The following is a 20,301-nucleotide window of genomic DNA, read 5'->3' as shown; positions in this document are numbered from 1 at the left end:
GGGGTCGGAGGCGGCAACTGCCCGCACAGGGGCAAGGCCTCGCTGCACGGCATCGGATGTGGGAGGACGCATGGAGGACGATTTCGTCACGGTGAGCAGGGACGACGAACAAGCCAGGCGCGTGGCGGGACTGATCCTCGCCTTCTCAAACGCCAAGCACGCCCTCTCCAACGAGGAGCTCCGGAACACCTATTACCCGCAGGCAAGCGACGAGGCGTTCCGAAAGGCCTTCAGGCGCGACCGCACGGCCATGTCCGCCTGCGGCCTCAGCCTCGTCAACGTCGCGAGTGAGGGACAGCCCGGTCTCTGGAAGGTCGACGAGGCCGCGTCCTTCCCCGGAGGGGGGTCCCTCTCCTCTAAGGATGCGCTAGTGCTGGACGTCGCCTGCGCTCCCCTGACTCACGACCCGAGCTTTCCGCATAGGAGCGAGCTGAGGCTCGCCCTGGCCAAGGTCGACGGATCATTTGGTCCCAGCGGTAGCCTCGAGCGGCTGTTCTCTGGCAGCGGGATCGACGACGGGCTCCTACCTCCCCTACTCGCCGCCCTGTCTGGGAGACGGGAGGCGGTGGTCACCTACCAAGCAAGGGGCCAAGAGCCAAGGGAGAGGAGGCTGCGCCTCTATGGGAGCTTCGGCCTGAGGAGGCAGAGCTATTTCGTCGCCTCGGAGCTCCGCGATGACGGAAGCTGGAGGGAGCCCCGAGTCTACCGCCTGGACCGCTTCCTCTCCGCGAGGGTCGTGTCGGGCAGTTCCTACCGCATACCCCCGGATTTCTGCGTGGGTGACTACCTGCGCCTCCCCTTCCAGATCGGGCCCGAGGTCGGCACGGTCACGATTCAAGACCTGGGTTGCACAGAGGGGGAGGTGGCCGCGGAGCTCGACCGACGCGGCAGGCACGTCGATGGGCGCGGGGGGCGATGCTGGGAGGTCGGATACTCCGACCCCGAGGCGTGCGCCCGCTGGTGCGTGGCGCATCGCCTGATGCCCGTCGGGCCGCGGGAGGTCACCGACCACTGGGACAGGGTCGTGGAGGAGGCGTGCGATGCCTAGCGGGGCTTCCAGGCGAGGCAGGAGGGGCGGGCTCGAGGAGGCACGCGAGCTGGCCGCGCTCCTGGGCAGCCTCTCGGCCCAGGGTAGGTCACTCTCGCTATCCACGGTCGCCGCGCGACTCGGCTGCAGCACCCGGCACGCGCGCCTGCTCCTGGAGCTCGCCCTCACCGCCCACGACGAGGAGGGCATGGGTCTCCCCATTGGCCTCGGTGACGACGACCAGCTCGTCCTGGCATTCGACAGCGAGCGCAAGGGGCACCCGCTCAAGCTCACCCCTTCCGAGTCCGAGGCGATGCGGGCGGCGCTCGAACGACTGGGGATGTCGCAGGATGACCCAATCTACCAGGGAGTCCTTCCCTACCTCTCTCCCACCGGCGAAACGGGCGCGGAAGGGCGGCCACAGGGGCCGGACGTCAGCGGCAGGCCGAGCGTCCTCGACCTCTGCGCCCAAGCCATAGCCGATGGTCATGGCCTGGGCTTTTGGTATCGCGGCGCCGCCGATGCCGAACCAAGGAAAAGGCGCGTCATCCCCCAGACGCTCAGGACCGAGGAGGGGGCATGGTATCTCGAGGCGCTGGACCTCGAGATACAGGCCCAGAGGACCTTCCGCCTGGACCGAATGGCCGACCCCAGGCCGTTCGCGACGGGGGAGCACAAAGGGGCGGTGACCATGGGGCAGCAGGGCCATGAGGTCGTGCACGAGGTTGCCGTGGACTTCCTCGACCAGGGCCTCCTTGAGCTCTTCTCCTGGCATGGCATGCGAGTGACGGGAGAGTCGGAGGGCAGGACCTCCGTGACCCTCCCCCTCTACGCAGGAGACTGGCTGCCCCTCAGGCTCGCAGCCTGCGGAAGCTCCGTGGTGATACGCGACGAGGACCTCAGGGCCAGGGTGAGGGAGGCCGCGCGGGCTCTACACGCCGCCGCGACAAAAACGGGCCGGGCGTGAGCTCCCTACGACTCGTGGCCCGCCCGCCACATCCTGATGTACTTCCCCACGTTCCCGCACTCGAGCTCGCAGGGTGGCTGCTTGGGCAGGGAGTTCGTGAACTGGCGCCCATAGCGCTTGCTGACCAGGCGTGAGTCGGCGAGCACGAGGACGCCGGTGTCGCTCGAGCTTCTGATGAGTCGCCCTGCCGCCTGCTTGACCGAGATGACCGCCTCGGGGAGGGAATGGCGCCACCAGGAGCGGTCCTCGCGAAGCTCCCTCTCCCTCACCAAAGGGTCCTTGGGACTGGCGAAGGGCAGCTTGGGTATGACGACGCAACGGAGGGTGTCCCCTGCCGCGTCGAATCCCTCCCAGAAGGACCTCAGGGCGAAGAGGGAGCGGGAGCGGTCGGCGAGGAACTGGTCGCGAAGCCTGCGCGGTGACGCGCCACGCTCCTGCATGATCAGCTCAAGTCCCCGCTCATGCATGCGGGGAAGCACCTGCTGGTAGACGAGCTCCATGTCACGCCTGTTGGTGAAGAGGGTGAGCACCGAGCCGCCCATGGCCGTGTGGACGTCCACGAGGAGCTGGGACAAGGCCTCGCGATAGCGTGGGTCGTTGGGCTGGGGCATGTCCTTGCACACCACGACCGACATGTTGTCCTCGTAGTCAAAGCTCGAGTCGAGGCGGAGGTCACGATGGGCGTCAGGCCCTAGGGCATCGAGCCCCACGGAATGGTCGAAGTGCTCAAAGCTCTTTCCGACGGCCATGGTGGCCGACGTGAACACGACGCTTTGCATCTGCGACAGCCATCTCTCGGCCAGGTCGGGTCCGACCTCGAGCTTCTCCGCCACGAGGCGCTCTGATGGCATGTCCCGCTTGCGGCGGGCGAGCTCTGCTGAGTAGAAGTAGCTCTGGTCGCTCCCGTCCAAGACGAGCGAGAGGGACTCCCCCAGCTGCCCCAGGAAGCTCGTCGATGCCCTGAGGTCGCCTGCCAGAGGAGCGTCGACCTCGGAGAGGGTCTCAACCGCCTCTCGCGCGTCCTTCTCCGCCTCCTCGAGGCGTCTCAGGCAGACGTCGCCCACCTGCTTCAGCGACCCCCACTCGTCGCTCTCCCGCAGCCTCGCGTCAATCCAGACGTTCACGCGGTCATAGTCGCCCGACCCCTCTGCCTGACCGGCAAGCCCATGCAAGGCCAGGAGGAAGTCCACGCAGGACACGGAGGCGCGGGCGGACGACGCGGACAGCTTGGTGAGAAGACGCTGGTAGAGGGTAGCCTCGGCAAGACCCGAAACCTGGACCATGAGGTTGTGGAGGGTGCCGGTCTTTCTGCTCCCCAGCTGCTCGAAGCCGCGCCTCACCAGGTCGCCCGAGAACTCACGCGCCCATTGGCGGCGGGCCTCGCCCTCGAAGCCGTGTGCCTCGTCCACCACCCAATGGCTGATGGGGGGCAGAATCTGTCCATCGAGGTCGATATCCCGGAGCAGGAGGGAGTGGTTCGTGACCACGACGTCGCTTTGGCTCGCCCTCTTGCGGGCGCCGTGGACCAGGCACTCGTTGGGATAGAAGGGACAGCGGTTCCTCAGGCACTCGTTGGCCGTGGTGGAGAGCATCTGCCGTGGAACGTAGCGCCAGCGGATGCCCAACGCGTCGAGGTCGCCCTGGGGGGACTGCAGGCAGAACGCGTAGCTCACCGCGATTGCCGTGAGCATCTCGGATTGCGTCGTCCGTGGCGACTTTCCCATGCCGTCCACGAGCGAGAGGGGCAGCTCGGCGTAGGTCGAGGTCTCGAGCCTGTGGAGACAGGGATAGTGGTCGTAGCCCTTGAGGCTCGTAAAACTGAGCCCATCTGGGAGAACCCGCGCGAGGGCGGGAAGCTCCTGGGATATGAGCTGGTCAGTGAGGGCGTTGGACTTCGTGGCGACCCCCACGGTCAGCCCGTTCCTCTGTGCGAACATGAGCTCGGGAAGCAGGTAGGCCATGGACTTCCCCACCCCGGTGCCCGCCTCGATAGAGCGGTGCGAGGAGCTTGCGAGGGCATCCCTGACCTCCAGGGCCATCTGCTCCTGCTCCTGTCGCCACTCGAAGGACGGGTACATGCGCTCGACCAGGCCGTCGCGCCTGAACTGCGCCGTCACCTCCTCCGGCGAGGGGGAGACGGGCTCCTCTCCCCCATCCGGCGCTTCCGCCCTCATGGCTGGACGCTCGCCGGCAAGCAGGTCCCTCCTGGCCTGCCTCAGCGAGAAGGTCGCCTGGCCCTGCTCCTGGGAGAGGTGGCCGATGACGGGTCGGAAGGGCCAGTCCACCTCGGGGTGCATGTCAGCGAGACGACCCAGAAGGCCGGGCCCCAAGTCACTGAGTCCCAGGAGTATGACGCGCCACATTCCACACAGCGCGTCAACGTCCGCCATGGCGCGATGCGTGACCGCATCACAGCCAAAGGCGTGCGCCATGTCGGCGAGGCGATGGGTCGAGAGGCGCGGCAGCGCGATGCGTGAGAGCGCTAGCGTATCTATCCAACTATCACTCACGTCCTTACCGCCGGGCACGGACTCCACGAAGGTCCTGTCGAATGTCGCGTTGTGCGCAAGCACGGGGACTCCACCGACGAAGTCCGCGAGCCTGCCAATGACATCGGGCGCCTCGGGCGCGAGGGCCACGTCGGCGTTCGATATCCCCGTGAGCGCCGATATCTCGGATGGGATGGGTCGATGGGGATGCACGAAGCTGTGGAAGCGTTCCACCACCTCGCGTCCGCTCAGGCGGGCGGCGGCCACCTCGATGAGCTCGCAGCCCTTGAACGAGAGGCCCGTCGTCTCGGTGTCAAGGACGACTATGTCCTCCTCGAGGAGGTCGAACGAGGTCTTTGTGGCACGGCGCTCAAGACTGCGATAGCGCTCGGCAACCTCTTCCGGAGTGCCCGGCAGGAGAATCTCGTCGACGGGCGACGCCAGGGGTCCCATCCCGCTCATGCTGCTCCCGTCACTCCCTAGTCCTGGTCGTTGCCCTCGAGGGCAAGCTCCACGAAGCGCTTGCAAAGATCCGGGAAGCTTATTCCCGCGTGACGCGCGGAATCGGGAAGCAGGCTCATCTCCGTCATGCCGGGGATGGTGTTGGTCTCGAGGATGACGGGGATGCCGTCGGCGCGGACGATGAAGTCGCTCCTCGAGGCGCCCCTGCAGCCCAGGGCCCGGTGCGCGCGGATGGCCAGCTCCTGGGCCCTCGCGTAGCTTTCCTCTGGGATGCGGGCGGGAATGACGTGGTGGAGCTCGGATGGCTCGTACTTTACCTTGAGGTCATAGAACTCCGCGTTGGTCACAATCTCCACCACAGGCAGGGCCTCGGGCTCCTCGTTTCCCACGACGGGAACCGTGATCTCCGTCCCCTCTACGCAGGATTCGACGAGGACGCGGCATCCTCCCTCCCCTGCCCGGGCCACGGCGCGGGCGAGCTGGCGCGCGGAGGTGACCTTGGTGATGCCGTAGCTCGACCCGTTGGCGGCGGGCTTCACGAAGACGGGAAGCCCGAGATTGGCTACGAGCTCCTCTGCCTGCTTGTCTGTGAGGGCGACGTCGCCAGGGAGGTCCACCCCCTCGGGAACGGGTATCTGCGCCTGGCGATAGATTGCCTTGGCAACCTCCTTCTCCGTTCCCATGGCTGATGCGAGCACGCCAGAGAAGGTGTAAGGCAGGTGCAGGACCTCAAGCATCCCCTGAATGCAGCCGTCCTCGCCGTAACGTCCGTGCATGGCAACGAAGGCCACGTCGTATCCCCCCGAGACGAGCGCCCCAACGAAATCTGGCGCGGCGACGTCCAAGAGGGTGACGTCAGAGAAGCCCGCCTCGGCAAGCGCCTTCGCACAAGCCTTGCCCGATTCGAGAGAGACCTCCCTCTCGTCGGACCATCCGCCCGCAAGGACCACGAGCTTGCTTTGTGTAACGTCGGTCTTCGACATTCCTGGACTCCTTAGGGCGCGAGCGCCGTGCGCTAGACTCTTCTTGCAGGAAAAACACCTAGATGACGAGGATACTCCAGCCTCGCATCCAGACAGTTTGAGGGGTCCAAAACATGCAAGACGACAACAACGCGGCTGGTGGGACAAGGCCCGGAGTCGACCTCCACAGCCTGTCCCACGGACAGCTCCTCTCCCTTCTGGAAGAGCTCGGGCAGCCAAAGTTCCGCGCCAAGCAGATCGAGGAGTGGATATGGGAGAAGAACGTCAGCTCCTTCGAGCAGATGTCGAACCTCCCAAAGTCCCTTAGGGCACAACTTGCCGAGCGCTGTAGCCTTGGCGGGGTCGAGGAGGTCGCGCGCCAGGTCTCCGCTGACGGCAGTCGGAAGTACCTCCTGCGCTTTCCTGATAGGGTTTCGGTCGAGTGCGTGGGCATGCCCAACAGGGATCGCCTCGCGGTCTGTGCCTCCTCGCAGGCGGGCTGTGCCATGGGATGCGCCTTCTGTGCGACAGGGGCTGCCGGCCTCACGCGCTCTCTCACGGCAGGAGAAATATATGAACAGGTCATGCACGTACGTGACGACTTCGGAACGCGCGTGACGAACGTCGTCCTCATGGGACAGGGCGAACCTCTTATGAACTATGACGCGACGCTCGCCGCGCTGCGCAGGCTCAACTCACCCGAGGGTGCGGGAATCGGCGCTCGACACCTCACCGTTTCCACCTGTGGCGTCATTCCCATGATCAAGCGCTTCGCAAACGAACCCGAGCAGTTCACCCTTGCCGTATCCCTCCACTCCGCCGTGCAGCGCACACGAGACATGCTCATGCCAGGCGTGCGCAAGTACTCCCTGCTCCACCTCTATGACATCATGGGCGAATACGTGGACAAGACGGGGCGCAGGCCCACCTACGAATATGCACTCATCAAGGGTGTCAACGACAGCGAGGAGGAGCTTGCCTCCCTCTGTGACTTCTGTCGGGACAACCTGACCCACGTGAACCTGATCAAACTCAACGAGGTGAAGGGCAGCAAGTTCCGCCCGACATCCGACGCTCGCGCGCAGGAGTTCGTCCGTAGGCTCAACTCCGTGGGCGTAGAGGCAACCATTAGGAACTCGCGCGGCGCAGACATCGATGCCGCCTGCGGGCAGCTCAAGCAAAGCATCGACCGCATGGCTTGATTCGTCCTTCCAAGACGCGATGCCCCGTACTAGAACAAATGTTCTAGTACGGGGCATCGGCTTATGTCAAAAGAGACCTATAGGCCCAGACGTATCCATTCTTGTTCTACGTCTTGGGTCGGTGCTTCCTCCTCCATGACCATTCCCGTGACTCGCTCCATAAGCCCAGATACTTGACGAGCTGAGTTCATCACTGTTTCGGTCATGTCCCTGACCGACCTCCGTGCCTCCTCGTTGAGCAGGAGGTGAAATGAGAGGAGACTCGTGCCAGATAGGACTACCACTGCTGCAATGGTTCTTCTCAGATGGGTCATTACAATGCTTCCATTCCGCCGCTCAGCCTATCGACGAGCTGCGCAAGTTCCTCTTCATCCGCAAACTCTATCTCTACCTTGTTCTTGTTCCTAACCCTCTTCACCTTGACGTTGGTATCCAATGCAAGACGAAGCTGTCGTTGGGCCCGCTTGAACGACTGGGGCACCGGCTCTCTCCTAGGCTTCTCCCCCGTCTCATTGTTGCCAGAAAACAATGGGGCAAGGTTTTCTGTCTGTCTGACGCTCAGTCCTTGCTCTAACACCTTCTGCGCCAGCTTGAGCTTCCCCTCTTCGCCTGCCACGGCAAGAATCGCCCTTGCATGCCCAGCGGTGAGCTTTCCGTCCGCCATCATGTCCTGGACTTCCTGGGGTAGGTCAAGCAGGCGAAGCGAGTTGGCGATGGCCGAGCGAGACTTGGAAAGTATCTTTCCGAGCTGTTCCTGCGTAAAGCCGTTGTCTTTGATGAGCTTCCTGTATCCCAGGGCCTCCTCAATGGGATCAAGATCGGAACGCTGTAAGTTTTCGATGAGTGCCAGTTGGAAGACCTCATCGTCACTAATCTCTCGAATGCTTACTGGAATCTCTTCGAGACCAGCGAGCTTCGCAGCTTGGTAGCGCCTCTCCCCTGCCACTATCTCGTAGTTTGCACCCTTTTTCCTCACAAGGATGGGTTGTAGGACCCCGTTTTTCTTGATTGAATCAGAGAGATCCTCAAGTGACTGCTGATCGAACTTCTTTCTCGGCTGGCCCTTGTTAGGCTTTATTTGACTAAGCGGCAGTGTTGATGACAGTGTGATTGCGCTCACTTCCGCATCGGCACCACCCATGAGTGACTCGAGGCCCTTTCCGAGCCCACCTTTTCTAGCCACGACGCACGACCTCCCTTGCAAGCTTCATGTAGGCGAGAGAACCCTTGCTTACGCGCGCATACATATTTATCGGAAGGCCATGTGACGGCGCTTCCGAAAGCTTCACGCTTCTAGGGATGATGCTTTTGAATACCTTGTTCCCGAAGTACTTACGAACTTCCTCTACAACCTGTTTTGAAAGAGTTGTCCTAGCATCGTACATTGTCATTACTACGCCAAAGACATCCAATCCAGGATTCAAGCGCGCTTTGACCATCTTCATCGATTCAAGGAGCTTAGTCACGCCCTCCAAGGCATAGAACTCGCATTGTATGGGGATGAGCAGTGCATTTGCCGCAACCAGCGCATTGATCGTAAGAAGCCCCAACGACGGGGGACAGTCAATGAAGACGTAGTCGAACTCGTCTTTGATTCCCTCGAGTACGCTCTTCAATATCGTTTCTCGCGACATAACCGAGACTAATTCTATCTCTGCACCTGCAAGCTGTATCGTGGCTGGTATTACGAAGACATGAGGCTCTATTGTGTCTTCTATAAGTTCCTCGATGGGATAGTCATGCAACAGTGCATCGTAAATGTCGTGTTCCAGCTCTTCTTTCTCAATCCCGAAGCCAGATGAGGTATTCCCTTGAGGATCAAAGTCTACTATCAGGACTTTCTTTTTTTGTTCACCTAGGGCTGCGGCAAGATTCACGGCAGTGGTCGACTTACCAACCCCACCTTTTTGGTTGATTATTGCTAGTACCTTTGCTTCTCTATCTGGAAAGGCCCTCTTTATATCCTTGAATCCCACAAATCCTCCCTCATAGCCCGTCTGTTTTTGCTTCGTGTCTCAAAGGCTTCATTCATGATAGGGGACTTGTTTCACGTGAAACAAGTCCCCTATCATTCAGTTCTTTTGTTTCACGTGAAACGTTCCTCTCATTACAACGGCTTATTCTTAGCCATACCAATATGTCTTGGCAGGTTCAACTTTGCCTTCCCAATTTTTTCGAACGTAAAAATCTCCCTATGACCCTGATCGAGGGGTAGTTCGCATGTTTCACGTGAAACAAGCTTCATTCCGCAAAGTGGTGCGACATGAAGTGCATGATTGACTTCATCTGACTCAATTCGGCCCTTTGAAGATATGAGAAGGCCACCTACCTTCAGTAGGGGAGAAGAGTACTCAATCAAAACGGAGAGCTGGGCAAGCGCCCGGGCTGAGACCAGACTCGCAGCAGCTGGAATCTCCTTAGCAAGCTCTTCAGCACGAAGTGAACTCGTATGCACGCGATCTGACAACCCAAGCTCAAGAAGAAATTCATCGACCGCCTTCGACTTCTTGACGACCGAGTCCACAAGGATGCTGCGGCAGGGGAGCATGATGGAAAGAGGGATGCCAGGGTAGCCTCCACCTGTACCCAAATCAACGTAGAGGTCATTCTTAGCAATACCATGTGAATCAAGAGGCAGCAGAAATAGAAGCGAGTCCAAGATATGACGCAATAGTCCGTCCTTGGTGCTAACAATTCTCGTGAGGTTGATTTGTTTGTTCTTCTCCTGCAGCAGATGCAAGTGCTGCAACAATAGACTTGCCTGCTGCTCGTTGAGCTGAATGCCATAGGAAAGGGCAAGAGTGATGAGATCTTGGGTCGGATCCGCAATGGGACTCATGTAGTTTGGCCTTTCTGACAAAAGTTTCTCAGACAAGAACTTTGGTCAAAACAATGGGGGAGAGGCTTCAACCTCTCCCCCAAATTATCCGACATGGACAGCCTTAAGCAATCAGCGCACGAAAGTGATGACAACCCTTCGATCAGGGTCTTCGCCCTCAGAATGAGTGCTGACCTCGACGTCATCGACAAGGGCGAGGTGGACGAGACGCCGTTCATAGGCATTCATGGGAGCAAGGCTCACCTGTCCGTGCTGGCGCTTGGCACGTGCTGCAGCGGAACGGGCGAGGGACATTATCTTCTCTCGACGGCGAGTCTTGTATCCCTCGATGTCCACTACTACCGGGTAGTGGAACTTAAGTTCATTACTCATAAAAGAAGAAAGTACCATCTGAAGCGCATCAAGGGTGCGGCCGTGACGACCGATAAGAACCGCAAGGTCACCACCGCTCACGTCAAGAATGAGCTCCCCCTCGTCGCCGTCGTACTCGTCAATGACGGGCGAGGTCTCGCCAAAGAAGGCGAGCAGGCTCTTGAGGTAGCCGACGGCGGTGTCTGCGATGAGGTCCACATCCGCGTCCTCTAGCTCGACACCAGACTCAAAGCGCTCCCTCACGGCAGAGAAGCGGTCATTCGCGGCTTCGACATCCGCGGAATCGGAAGGCCTGGGCTCAAGGGTGAGCTTCTCCTCTTCCTCCATGTCAAACCTCCATCTTCCTAGGGCAGAAAAAAGTAATCAATGAGACAAGGGAGGCTAGCCCTTCTTGTGGGGACGGGGCTTGCGCTCCTTGCGGACTACGTCGACCTGGACGGGCTGGTTGGCCATTTTGGCCTCGGTCTCGGCCTTCACGCGGTCCATGACGCGCTGGGTGACGACCTTCTGCTGGACTACCTGCCAGATTGCGGACGTGTCGTAGTAGAGCAGTACCGCACCGGGCACGGACCAGCCAAACCAGAGCATCATGATGGCCATCATGACCCCCATGATCAGGGTCTGCTGGCGCTGGTCCTCACCGGTGTTCTTGAGGTTCATGACCAGGGGAACGAAGGTCAGGATGCCGAAGGCGATGTCGAGGATGATGTAGATGAGCGCCCCTGCCAGACCCCCTGCCGCAAGGGCGCCGGAGGCGGACTGGGAGAGCGAGGGCATGATGTTGAGGAAGTGCGCCTCGGCGGGCACGTTGCGGGCGACGGTGAAGAGCGCAAAGAAGACCGGCATCTGAATCAGCACCGGAAGGCAGCCACCAAGGGGATTGAACTTGTTCTCGGAGTAGAAGCGCTGCATCTCCTGGGCCTGGCGTTCGGGATCGTTCGCATAACGGTCCTGAATCTCCTTCATCTTGGGCTGAAGGGCCTGCATGCGCGCGCTCGAGGCAGTTGAGCGGGTCATGAGGGGCATGACGATGAGGCGCATGATGAAGGTGAGGATGATGACGGCCACGCCCCAGTCGCCCGTGAGACGAGCGAGGCTGGCAAGGACGTTCGTCAGAAAGCTAATAAACCAATCCCACATGGTTCCTCCGGGCTAGTGACTAGGGAACGGGATCGAACCCGCCCTTGTGAAAGGGATGGCAACGCAGGATGCGACGGACGGCAAGGAGGCCGCCCCGTGCCGCGCCATAGCGCTCGATCGCCTGGATGGCATATTCCGAGCAGGTGGGGGAGTAGATGCAATGGGGGGAGAAGAGGGGAGAGACGTAGTGCCGGTAGCCCCTCACGATGGCAAGGAGCATGTCCGCGACGAGACCCCTCGCCCCTGTGCGCACGGCAGGCATCCTAGTCACCAACGCGGACGAGAAGCGAGGCAATGGCCTCTCCCACCTCCGCCGGGCTGCTCTGGTGGGTACGACCCGTGGCAAAGAGAATGACGTCGTAACCAGCCAAGGGGAGACCACCTCTGCGTGCACCCTCCCTCAAGACCCTCTTGCATCTGTTCCTATAGACCGCACAGCCCAAGCGCTTAGGTGCAACGAAGGCGACTCTTCCCAAGCCGCCTTCGCCATCCTCGAGCACTGCCATGCGAACGAGTCTATGGTTGACCCGCTTCCCGCCAGAGAAGACCCTCTCAAAATCCCTCTTGGATTTGATGGTCTTCATCGGAATTCTAGACGGTGAGCTGCTTGCGGCCCTTGGCGCGACGGCGAGAGAGAACCGCGCGGCCGCCCTTGGTGGCCATACGAGCGCGGAAGCCGTGGGTCTTGGCGCGCTTCCTCTTGTTGGGCTGATACGTGCGCTTCATGTCTGAATCCTCCTGGGAGCATATAAACGAACCTATAGCGTCAAGCCATAAGATTGTAGGGGTCCGCCCCAACAAAAGTCAATTTTGGCTCTATGGGGCGAACAATTCACCCATTTTACGCTTTTACGACCGAGTAATTGGATGGGCATGCGTCTCGTTCGACGCACAAGTCACCAGGAGACGTATGAAATCATCCAGACTACAGTAAAAATTGCCGAATAGTTCACCTCTAGCTGCTATTATTTTTCAGCACATGATTTTACTAATACGCAGTTATCTACAACATTTCATCTCCTGTTGAAAACTTTCATTTGTTGAAATTCATTCGTGAATGTTTTCATCCTTGGATGAATGAATGTCGAAAAGCGAGGAAGCGCGCATGTCTCACCCGTTCTATCCCTTCGTGCAGAACGAGGGAAGCGAACAGGACGACCAAAGAGGGGGAGCGGACGAGCTCGTCGTGAGGTTCCCGGCGCGAATCGCCGTCTACGACGACGCGGCGGCCGCGCCGAGGGTCGTGGTGGTGGAGCCCTCTGACGTGCGCACCTACCTCGAGGAGATAACCGCCACCGTGGCACGACTCTGCAAGGAGCAGGGTGGCGGCATCCCCTTCATGGTCATACGCGAGGTCGTCGAGAACTACGTGCACGCCTACTTCGCGCAGCCCACGGTGTCGATACTCGACGGTGGAGAGACGATTCGCTTCTCTGACCAGGGGCCGGGCATAGCCGAGAAGGGACGTGCCCTGGAATACGGCACCAGCTCTGCCACGGAGGAGATGAAGCGGTACATAAGGGGGGTTGGGTCGGGCCTGCCCTACGCCCAGCAGTATATGGAGGACCGAGGCGGCTATCTGAGCATCGAGGACAACATCAAGGGCGGCACCGTGGTCACCATCTCCATGCTCGAGCGCGGGGAGGAGCAAGAGATGGGTCAGGGGATGCCGCTCCAACCGTTGTCTCCCGTCGCCGCCCAGGCACAGCCCCCCATGGCATTCGCATACCCCTATGCCTACCAACCAGCACAACAACAGGCGGGCTACATGCCCGTACCGGGGTACGTCCAACCAGCATGGCAATCGATGGCGCAGCCCATGGCTCCCACGGCACAGACGGGAATTGCGACACAGGGAACGCCGGTCGTCCCTCCCCAGGGCGGAGGCACGCTGGTAGGAGGGCTCAACATCTCCCAAAGGGGCCGCGTCATCCTCCAGTACCTGCAGGTCCACGAACTGGTGGGGCCCACCGAACTCAAGAACAGCTTTGGCAACTCGCAACCCACCTGGACGAGGGAGCTCAAGGCGCTTGAGGAGGCGGGCCTCGTGTCAAAGAGGGTTGGCGGACAGAAGAGGGGCCTCACGGAGGCGGGAAGGGCGATAGCGGCGGGCATATAGGACCGAGGCAGACGTCTTCGGGAGTTTTCATCATATAATGGGGTGCACTTTTCAACATTCATCCCCGAAGACGAGTGGTGAGGCATGGATCCCGTACAAGAGTCGGACGCGAAGGTACTCTGGCACGACGTGCTGGGGCTCCTGGCGTCCAAGAGCGTGGCACCGGCGGCGCTCGCCATGCTCAGGAGCTGTGACGCGACCGCCTTTGACGGAAGCGAGCTGCACATCGCGACGAGCATGGGATTCGCACAGAGGAAGATCGTCCAGCAGACCCCACTCATTGAGGAATGCCTCGAGCAGGCGGCGTTCCAGCACGTGAGCCTGGTGGTCGAACTCCTGCAGGAGAGCGCGCCCGCCGCCATCCAGACGAACGCGACCGTGACTCCCGACGAGCTGAGCGGACTTGCCGGCTCTTCGGGGGAGCCCGTCGCCGCGCAGGGACAGGACGAAGGTTGGCAGAAGGCCCAGAGGTCGCAAGGGCGGCGGAGGAACAACAGCTTCCAGAACGACACCAGCGTCCTCGACTCTAAGCTCACCTTCGACCGCTTCGTCGCCGGCGAGGAGAACATGCTCGCCTACGAGGCCGCAAAGCAGGTCGCGAACGGCGAGAACAAGAGCTACAACCCGCTCTTCGTCTACGGGAAGAGCGGCCTGGGAAAGACTCACCTCCTGAGGGCGATACAGAACTACATAGTGAGGAACGACCCCTCTCGCCTCTGCATCTACCGCACGGCAGGCGAATTCATAGAGGAGTACCGCATAGGCTGGAACGACGACAAGCTCGACGCGCGAAGCGCGCTCACCGAGCGCTATCAGGGCGTGGACGTGCTCATCATCGACGACGTCCAGAACATGATGACCGCTGCGGGCACCATCAAGTTCTTCTTCGAGACCTTCAACGCGCTCATGGACCGCGGCAAGCAGATAGTCTGCGCCGCGGACCGCTCGCCCTCCCAGCTTGGCATGGGCGACAGCAAGTTCGACGAGCGCGAGACGAGCCGCATGGACTCCGGCGTCACTGTAAGCGTCCAGGTGCCCGACTACGAGCTCAAGCTCAGCCTCATCAACACCTTCTACGAGCGCATGCGGCAGGACGCCGCCGTCGAGCACGTGCCGGACCTCGGAGGGAACATCCCCGAGGACATGCGCAAGTACATGGCCGAGCGCGCGGGGACCAACATCCGAATCATCGAGGGCTTCGTCCACACCTGTCTTCTCTATGCCTTCCGCAAGGAGAGGAAGGGGGAGGCGCTCACGCGAGAGGACATCGCGCGCCTCGCGGCGGCAAAGTGGCCCACGGGCCAGAGGGTCGTCACCGTCGAGCAGATCCAGAAGGCCGTGGAGAGCTACTACGACGTGGCCCACAGCGACCTCATAGGCTCGAAGCGCAACAAGGAACTCATGGAGCCACGACACGTGGCCATCTGGATGACCAGGGAGCTGACGGACAACACCCTCGCCGACATAGGGAAGCGCTTCGGCGGGCGGAGCCATGCGACGGTCAAGCACAGCATCGCGTGGGTCGACCGCACGAAGAAGGAGGACCGCCTCTTCCTCGACCGCATCCAGACCCTCCACGACGGCATCTGCGACGGAGGGTAGTGGAAAAAGTGGAAGAAAGGTCGTCGGTTTCATGTGGATAAGTCCCAAAAGCTGTAGAAGGAGTTTTCCACACGTCGGCCGATTGTTTGGATTGTTGAGCGGCAGCCTCTGGCAGAACATTTGAGACGATAGTCTCTACCAGCAGGTTTAAGAAGTATTGAACATTTCGACAGGCTCTATTATTACTACTGTCTCTTAATAAGAAAAAAGTACTAATAGCCATAGAAGGGGTCGCTCATGAAGTTCTCGGTGAGTCAGTCGGCACTGGCAGGTGCCCTCGCGGTCGTCTCTAAGGGCATGGCCTCCAACTCGACGCTCCCCATCCTCTCGGGCGTCTACATCAAGGCCGAGGAGGGCGTGCTCGAGTTCCAGACCACCAACCTCACCATCTCCATCCGTCACAAGATACAGGCGAACGTGGAGGAGGCCGGTGCCACGGTGCTCTCGGGCAAGATCCTCTCAAACATCGTGAAGACCCTCCCCGACAGCGCCGTGAGTTTCGATGGCGCCGGACACACCGTGCTCATCTTATGCGAGAAGAGCAAGTTCCGCCTCAACACCCTCGAGGCGGGGGACTTCCCCGAGTTCCCCGACCTCTCCCCTGACCGATCCATCGAGCTCCCGAGCGGTCTCCTCTCCCAGATGGTCGACAAGGTCTACAAGGTGACCTCGAAGGACAGCTCGCGGCCCATCCTCTCGGGCATCCTCCTCTCGGTCGAGGAGAACACCATCAGGCTGGTGGCGACGGACTCCTACCGCCTCGCGGTGTGCGACTCCAACACCGAGACCTCTTCGGTCGACGAGGCCTTCGTGGCCATAGTCCCGGGCAACACCTTCCACGACGTCCTGACCCTGCCCTCGATGACCGAGGAGGTCATGGTGGGCATCACCGACAGCCAGGTGGTCTTCTCGTTTGGCAACACGACCTACGTCTCGCGCAAGATAGACGGGACCTTCCCGAACTACCGCCAGCTCCTGCCCCCCAGCTGCACGACCTCCGTGAGGATCGACGTCCCCCAGTTCGCGGCCGCCCTCAAGCGCGTGTCCGTCATCGCCCTGGCAAACCCCTCCGTGCGCTTTGACATAGACGCCGACGGCAAGGTCTTGAAGCTCAGCGCCTCCTCCCCCGACCAAGGGGAGTCCACCGAGCTCCTTCCCGTCGAGGTCGAGGGAGAGGGCATGGCAATCGCCCTCAACTACCACTACGTCTTCGACTGCGTCAACGCCGCCACGGGGCAGGACAGCATCACGCTCGAGCTCCAGAGCGCCATGCAGCCGGGCATCTTCAAGTCCTACTCGAAGATCAACTACCTGTATCTCCTCATGCCCGTGAGGATGTAGCTGGTGGGACTCCTGGCCCGCAGCCTCAGCCTCACGGACTGGAGGAACTTCCCCGAGCAGGACCTGGGCCTCGGCCAGGGCCTCACGGTGCTCGTGGGACGCAACGCCATGGGCAAGACCAACACCGTCGAGGCACTGCAACTGTTGACCGCAGGCTACTCCTTCCGGCGTCCCAGGTCGGGACAGCTGGTCCGCGAAGGTGCCAGCAAGGGCCGGGCGCGCCTGCGCCTCGAGGGGGACGGTCGCGTCGTCGACCTCGAGTGCACGGCGACCTCGGATCCGCCGCGGCGCCATTGGAGGCGCAACGGGAAGGCCTGCGCCCCGCAGGACCTGCCCCAGACCCTCATGTCGGTGCTCTTCTGCCCGGACGACCTCTCGTTCGTGAAGAGGGGGGCCTCGTATCGCAGAGATGAGATAGACGACTTCGGACGGCAGGCCGCACCTGGCTACTCCCGTCTCCTGCAGGCCTACGGCCGTGCGGTCGACCAGCGAAACCGGCTCCTCAAGGAACCCTATCCAGACCTCTCGCTCCTCGACGCCTGGGACAGCTCGCTGGCGCTCGGCGGCTCGGCCCTCCTCGTCGCCCGCGAGAGGCTGTTCGAGAGGCTCCGCCCGCGCGTCGTCGAGGTGTACGGACAGCTAGCGGCCGGCGAGCGCCTGTCCTGCTCCTACGAGTCCTCGTTGGGCATAGACCTCGCCGGACTCTCCCGCGAGGAGGTGTGCGACGCCTTTCTCGCCCGTCTGTCAAAGATCAGGGGAGACGAGCTCAGGCGCCAGCAGACGCTCGTGGGGCCCCAGAGGGACGACCTAGCCTTCAGGGTGGAGGGCCGCGACGCGCGGAGCTTTGCCTCGCAGGGGCAGCAGCGCACGATCGTCCTCGCCTGGAAGATGGCGGAGGTCGACCTTGCCCGCGAGGTCGTGGGGCAGCTTCCCCTGCTCCTCCTGGACGACGTCATGAGCGAGCTCGACGCCGACCGCAGGGGCGCCATGACGCGCTTCGTCGAGGAGGGGATGCAGACCGTGGTCACCACGACGAACCTGGGCTACTTTCCCGAGGAGCTGCTGGCGGACGCGGAGGTGGTCCACATTGGCGAATAGGGGGGGAGGGGGCCCGGAGAGCCTGGGAAGCTTTTTGGGGAGCTTCCTCTCGGGCGGCTTCGGAGGCCGACTGAGCGCTAACCAGAGGGCTGCGGCCATCTGGTATCGAGCCAACGGCGACACGGAGCGCCGCCACACGACAGGAGTCTTCCTCCGCAAGGGGCGCACCCCGGCGCTCCCGCCCGTCCTTGGGGTCTACGTCGATTCCTCGAGCCGCCTCACCGACTTCAGCGCGAGCAGGGACGTCTATCTTGCGCGCCTCGCCAACGCCGGGCTCGAGCTGTCGGGCATAGAGTTCCGCCTGACCCGCCGTCCGCGCATCGAGGCGGCCCCGCATGAAGCGCGGCCAAGCGGCAAGAGGCGCCCGATGGACCTCCCGCCGTTGGGTGAGGCGGAGAGAGACAGGGTCGAGCGACTTACCTCAGACCTCCCCGACGGGCTTCGGCAGAACGCCTCACGGGCCATGGAACTCTCCCTTAGGCGTGATACGCTCAAGGCAAGAGAATCTGGTGCCGACGCCAAAAAATAGGTCCATAAGCCGTCAGAGACGGTTTCATGGATATTCTGACCGGTGTTTTTTCATTGGTACCAATACAATTCCTCCATTTTGAGAGGATATGTGGCCTAGAATCGTAAGGTCCCATGCACCATGGACCAACCACGCTGAGTGAGAGAGGAACCACGTGGCCAAGAACGAGAACAACTACGGCGGAAACGAGATCAAGGTCCTCGAGGGCCTCGACCCCGTCCGCAAGCGCCCTGGAATGTACATCGGCACGACGAGCTCTGCGGGTCTCCACCACCTCGTGTGGGAGATCGTCGACAACTCGGTCGACGAGGCCATGGCAGGCTACTGCAGCAGGATCAAGGTGACCGTCCACGCCGACGGGTCGGTGACGGTCGAGGACAACGGCCGCGGCATCCCCGTCGAGAAGCACCCGCAGAAGAAGATTCCCACCCTCGAGGTGGTGCTCACCATCCTCCACGCAGGCGGAAAGTTCGACAACTCCGCCTACAAGGTGTCCGGCGGGCTCCACGGCGTGGGCATCTCCGTCGTCAATGCCCTCTCGAAGCGGCTCGTGGCCCAGGTGAAGCGCGACGGCGGCATCTGGGAGATGGAGTTCTCGCGCGGCAAGGTGACCAGCAAGATGAAGCGGGTCGGCAGCTCCAAGGCGACCGGCACCACCATCACCTTCTGGCCCGACGAGGAAATCTTCGAGACGACCGTCTTCGACTACGAGGTGCTGCGCAACCGCCTGCAGGAGACGGCCTTCCTCAACAAGAACCTCAAGATCGCCCTCGTCGACGAGCGCGAGCTCACGCCCCGCACGGACGAGTTCTGCTACTCCGGCGGCATCGTGGACTTCGTCAAGTTCCTCAACGAGGGCAAGACGATCCTGCCCGGCTGCTCCAAGCCCATCTACATCGAGGGCAGCTCCGAGGAGGGCGTGCCCGTCGACAAGCGCGGCGAGGTAGAGGTCTCCATGCAGTGGAACGCGGGCTACTCGGAGACCGTGATGACCTTTGCCAACGACATCTACACCGACGAGGGGGGCATGCACCTCGAGGGCTTCCGCACGGCGCTCACCAAGACGATGAACGACTACGCCCGCAGCCACAACCTCCTCAAGGAGAAGGACAGCAACCTCACGGGCGACGACATCCGCGAGGGCCTCACGGCGGTCATATCGGTCAAGCTCCCCGACCCGCAGTTCGAGGGCCAGACCAAGGCCAAGCTGGGCAGTTCGTACATGCGCGGCCTGACCAACAAGATCGTCTCGCAGGGTCTCTCCGAGTATCTCGAGGAGCACCCCAACCAGGCCAAGGAGATGTTCAAGAAGGCGTCCCAGGCGGCCAAGGGCCGCCTCGCGGCGCAGAAGGCCCGCCAGGCGACGCGGCGCAAGGGCCTGCTCGAGAGCGCCGCGCTTCCTGGCAAGCTCGCGGACTGCTCCGTGCGCGACGCCTCGATGACTGAGCTCTTCATCGTGGAGGGCGACTCCGCAGGCGGGTCGGCCAAGGATGGTCGCCGCCGCGACATCCAGGCCATCCTCCCCCTGCGCGGCAAGATCCTCAACGTGGAGCGCGTGGGCGACCACAGGGCCTTCTCGTCCGAGACCATCCAGGCGCTGATCACCGCCATCGGGACGGGAGTCACGACCTCCATGGGAGACGGCGGGGACTTCGACATATCCAAGGCCCGCTACCACAAGATCATCATCATGACGGATGCCGACGTCGACGGCGCGCACATCCGCATCCTGCTCATGACCTTCTTCTACAAGTACATGCGACCCCTCATCGACGCAGGCTACGTCTACAGCGCCTGCCCCCCGATCTTCGGCGTGAAGGTGGGCAAGAGGATCCACTACGTCTATCCCGACGGCCGCACCGCCGAGGAGACCCTCCTCGCCCAGGCGATCGAGGAGTACGTCCCGCGCGACGGAGAGGGCAAGCAGCGCAAGTACAGCGTCCAGCGCTACAAGGGCCTGGGCGAGATGGATCCCCAGCAGCTCGCGGACACCACCATGGACCCCAAGAGCCGCATTCTGCAGCGCATCACCATCGAGGACGCGGCCAAGGCGGAACTGGCCGTGTCCAGGCTGATGGGCTCGCAGGTCGAGTACCGCAAGGACTACATCGAGCGCCACGCCAAGGATGCGCGCTTCCTCGACATCTAAGCG

The 20,301-nt window shown here is 61.7% G+C and carries 19 protein-coding genes; 9 read left to right on the top strand and 10 right to left on the bottom strand.

Annotation, left to right across the window (positions count from 1 at the left end):
• Nucleotides 1–70: 70 nt before the first annotated feature.
• Together Q5923_RS04485 and Q5923_RS04480 are read left to right on the top strand one after the other, a co-directional pair.
• A complete protein-coding gene (locus tag Q5923_RS04485; RefSeq protein ID WP_009278293.1) occupies nucleotides 71–1,048 on the top strand; it encodes a YafY family protein in 978 nt (325 codons plus the stop codon).
• Entirely contained in the window at nucleotides 1,041–1,994 is a 954-nt protein-coding gene (locus tag Q5923_RS04480; RefSeq protein ID WP_303132405.1) for a YafY family protein, read from the top strand. The genes Q5923_RS04485 and Q5923_RS04480 overlap by 8 nt, the downstream gene beginning before the upstream one ends.
• A gap of 5 nt (nucleotides 1,995–1,999) precedes the next feature.
• Here the strand turns inward: Q5923_RS04480 and Q5923_RS04475 are convergent, their stop codons facing one another.
• Entirely contained in the window at nucleotides 2,000–4,945 is a 2,946-nt protein-coding gene (locus Q5923_RS04475; protein ID WP_303132404.1) for a helicase C-terminal domain-containing protein, read from the bottom strand.
• A gap of 17 nt (nucleotides 4,946–4,962) precedes the next feature.
• Nucleotides 4,963–5,928, bottom strand: a complete 966-nt coding sequence (locus tag Q5923_RS04470; protein WP_009278290.1) for a D-alanine--D-alanine ligase — start codon at nucleotides 5,926–5,928, stop codon at nucleotides 4,963–4,965.
• A gap of 113 nt (nucleotides 5,929–6,041) precedes the next feature.
• Here Q5923_RS04470 and rlmN point away from each other — a divergent pair, with 113 nt between their 5' ends.
• Complete coding sequence (gene rlmN, locus Q5923_RS04465; protein WP_009278289.1) at nucleotides 6,042–7,109, top strand: 23S rRNA (adenine(2503)-C(2))-methyltransferase RlmN; 1,068 nt, start codon at nucleotides 6,042–6,044, stop codon at nucleotides 7,107–7,109.
• Between the two features lie 313 nt (nucleotides 7,110–7,422).
• On the opposite strand, the gene Q5923_RS04460 is transcribed toward rlmN, so the two are convergent.
• The 8 genes from Q5923_RS04460 to rpmH all read right to left on the bottom strand — a co-directional run bounded on the left by Q5923_RS04460 (nucleotide 7,423) and on the right by rpmH (nucleotide 12,186).
• Nucleotides 7,423–8,292 carry a ParB/RepB/Spo0J family partition protein gene (locus Q5923_RS04460; RefSeq protein WP_009278288.1) on the bottom strand — a complete coding sequence of 290 codons (870 nt, stop codon included), beginning with the start codon at nucleotides 8,290–8,292 and terminating at the stop codon, nucleotides 7,423–7,425.
• Nucleotides 8,285–9,085: a ParA family protein gene (locus Q5923_RS04455; RefSeq protein ID WP_009278287.1), complete on the bottom strand. Its 801-nt coding sequence runs from the start codon at nucleotides 9,083–9,085 to the stop codon at nucleotides 8,285–8,287. Before Q5923_RS04455 ends, Q5923_RS04460 begins: the two co-directional genes overlap by 8 nt.
• 131 nt (nucleotides 9,086–9,216) lie before the next feature.
• A complete protein-coding gene (gene rsmG, locus Q5923_RS04450) occupies nucleotides 9,217–9,948 on the bottom strand; it encodes a 16S rRNA (guanine(527)-N(7))-methyltransferase RsmG (RefSeq protein ID WP_009278286.1) in 732 nt (243 codons plus the stop codon).
• Between the two features lie 111 nt (nucleotides 9,949–10,059).
• Nucleotides 10,060–10,647, bottom strand: a complete 588-nt coding sequence (locus Q5923_RS04445) for a R3H domain-containing nucleic acid-binding protein (RefSeq protein ID WP_303132399.1) — start codon at nucleotides 10,645–10,647, stop codon at nucleotides 10,060–10,062.
• A 54-nt stretch (nucleotides 10,648–10,701) separates the two neighbouring features.
• Nucleotides 10,702–11,460 carry a YidC/Oxa1 family membrane protein insertase gene (locus Q5923_RS04440; protein ID WP_009278284.1) on the bottom strand — a complete coding sequence of 253 codons (759 nt, stop codon included), beginning with the start codon at nucleotides 11,458–11,460 and terminating at the stop codon, nucleotides 10,702–10,704.
• 19 nt (nucleotides 11,461–11,479) lie between these two features.
• Nucleotides 11,480–11,722, bottom strand: coding sequence for a membrane protein insertion efficiency factor YidD (yidD, locus tag Q5923_RS04435; RefSeq protein WP_050796709.1), 243 nt, complete (start codon nucleotides 11,720–11,722; stop codon nucleotides 11,480–11,482).
• A gap of 1 nt (nucleotide 11,723) precedes the next feature.
• Nucleotides 11,724–12,044 (bottom strand): ribonuclease P protein component, encoded by a 321-nt coding sequence (gene rnpA / locus Q5923_RS04430; RefSeq protein ID WP_040656704.1) that lies wholly within the window; start codon nucleotides 12,042–12,044, stop codon nucleotides 11,724–11,726.
• Nucleotides 12,045–12,051: 7 nt separating this feature from the next.
• Nucleotides 12,052–12,186, bottom strand: a complete 135-nt coding sequence (gene rpmH, locus Q5923_RS04425; RefSeq protein ID WP_009278282.1) for a 50S ribosomal protein L34 — start codon at nucleotides 12,184–12,186, stop codon at nucleotides 12,052–12,054.
• Between the two features lie 379 nt (nucleotides 12,187–12,565).
• Here rpmH and Q5923_RS04420 point away from each other — a divergent pair, with 379 nt between their 5' ends.
• The 6 genes from Q5923_RS04420 (at nucleotide 12,566) to gyrB (ending at nucleotide 20,298) form a co-directional block, all read left to right on the top strand.
• Entirely contained in the window at nucleotides 12,566–13,579 is a 1,014-nt protein-coding gene (locus tag Q5923_RS04420) for an ATP-binding protein (protein ID WP_009278281.1), read from the top strand.
• A gap of 84 nt (nucleotides 13,580–13,663) precedes the next feature.
• Nucleotides 13,664–15,181 carry a chromosomal replication initiator protein DnaA gene (locus Q5923_RS04415; RefSeq protein ID WP_303132394.1) on the top strand — a complete coding sequence of 506 codons (1,518 nt, stop codon included), beginning with the start codon at nucleotides 13,664–13,666 and terminating at the stop codon, nucleotides 15,179–15,181.
• A gap of 237 nt (nucleotides 15,182–15,418) precedes the next feature.
• Nucleotides 15,419–16,522 (top strand): DNA polymerase III subunit beta, encoded by a 1,104-nt coding sequence (dnaN, locus tag Q5923_RS04410; protein WP_303132393.1) that lies wholly within the window; start codon nucleotides 15,419–15,421, stop codon nucleotides 16,520–16,522.
• 3 nt (nucleotides 16,523–16,525) lie between these two features.
• Nucleotides 16,526–17,620, top strand: a complete 1,095-nt coding sequence (locus Q5923_RS04405; RefSeq protein ID WP_303132392.1) for a DNA replication/repair protein RecF — start codon at nucleotides 16,526–16,528, stop codon at nucleotides 17,618–17,620.
• Nucleotides 17,610–18,149 carry a hypothetical protein gene (locus Q5923_RS04400; RefSeq protein ID WP_009278277.1) on the top strand — a complete coding sequence of 180 codons (540 nt, stop codon included), beginning with the start codon at nucleotides 17,610–17,612 and terminating at the stop codon, nucleotides 18,147–18,149. Before Q5923_RS04405 ends, Q5923_RS04400 begins: the two co-directional genes overlap by 11 nt.
• A 154-nt stretch (nucleotides 18,150–18,303) precedes the next feature.
• Nucleotides 18,304–20,298, top strand: coding sequence for a DNA topoisomerase (ATP-hydrolyzing) subunit B (gene gyrB / locus Q5923_RS04395; protein ID WP_303132391.1), 1,995 nt, complete (start codon nucleotides 18,304–18,306; stop codon nucleotides 20,296–20,298).
• The last annotated feature ends 3 nt before the right edge of the window (nucleotides 20,299–20,301 follow it).

The sequence above is a fragment of the uncultured Olsenella sp. genome, from assembly GCF_959602185.1.
GTDB lineage: Bacteria > Actinomycetota > Coriobacteriia > Coriobacteriales > Atopobiaceae > Olsenella_I > Olsenella_I phocaeensis.
Note: the sequence above shows the minus strand (reverse complement) of the source record. Positions and strands in the feature narration are given on the sequence as shown.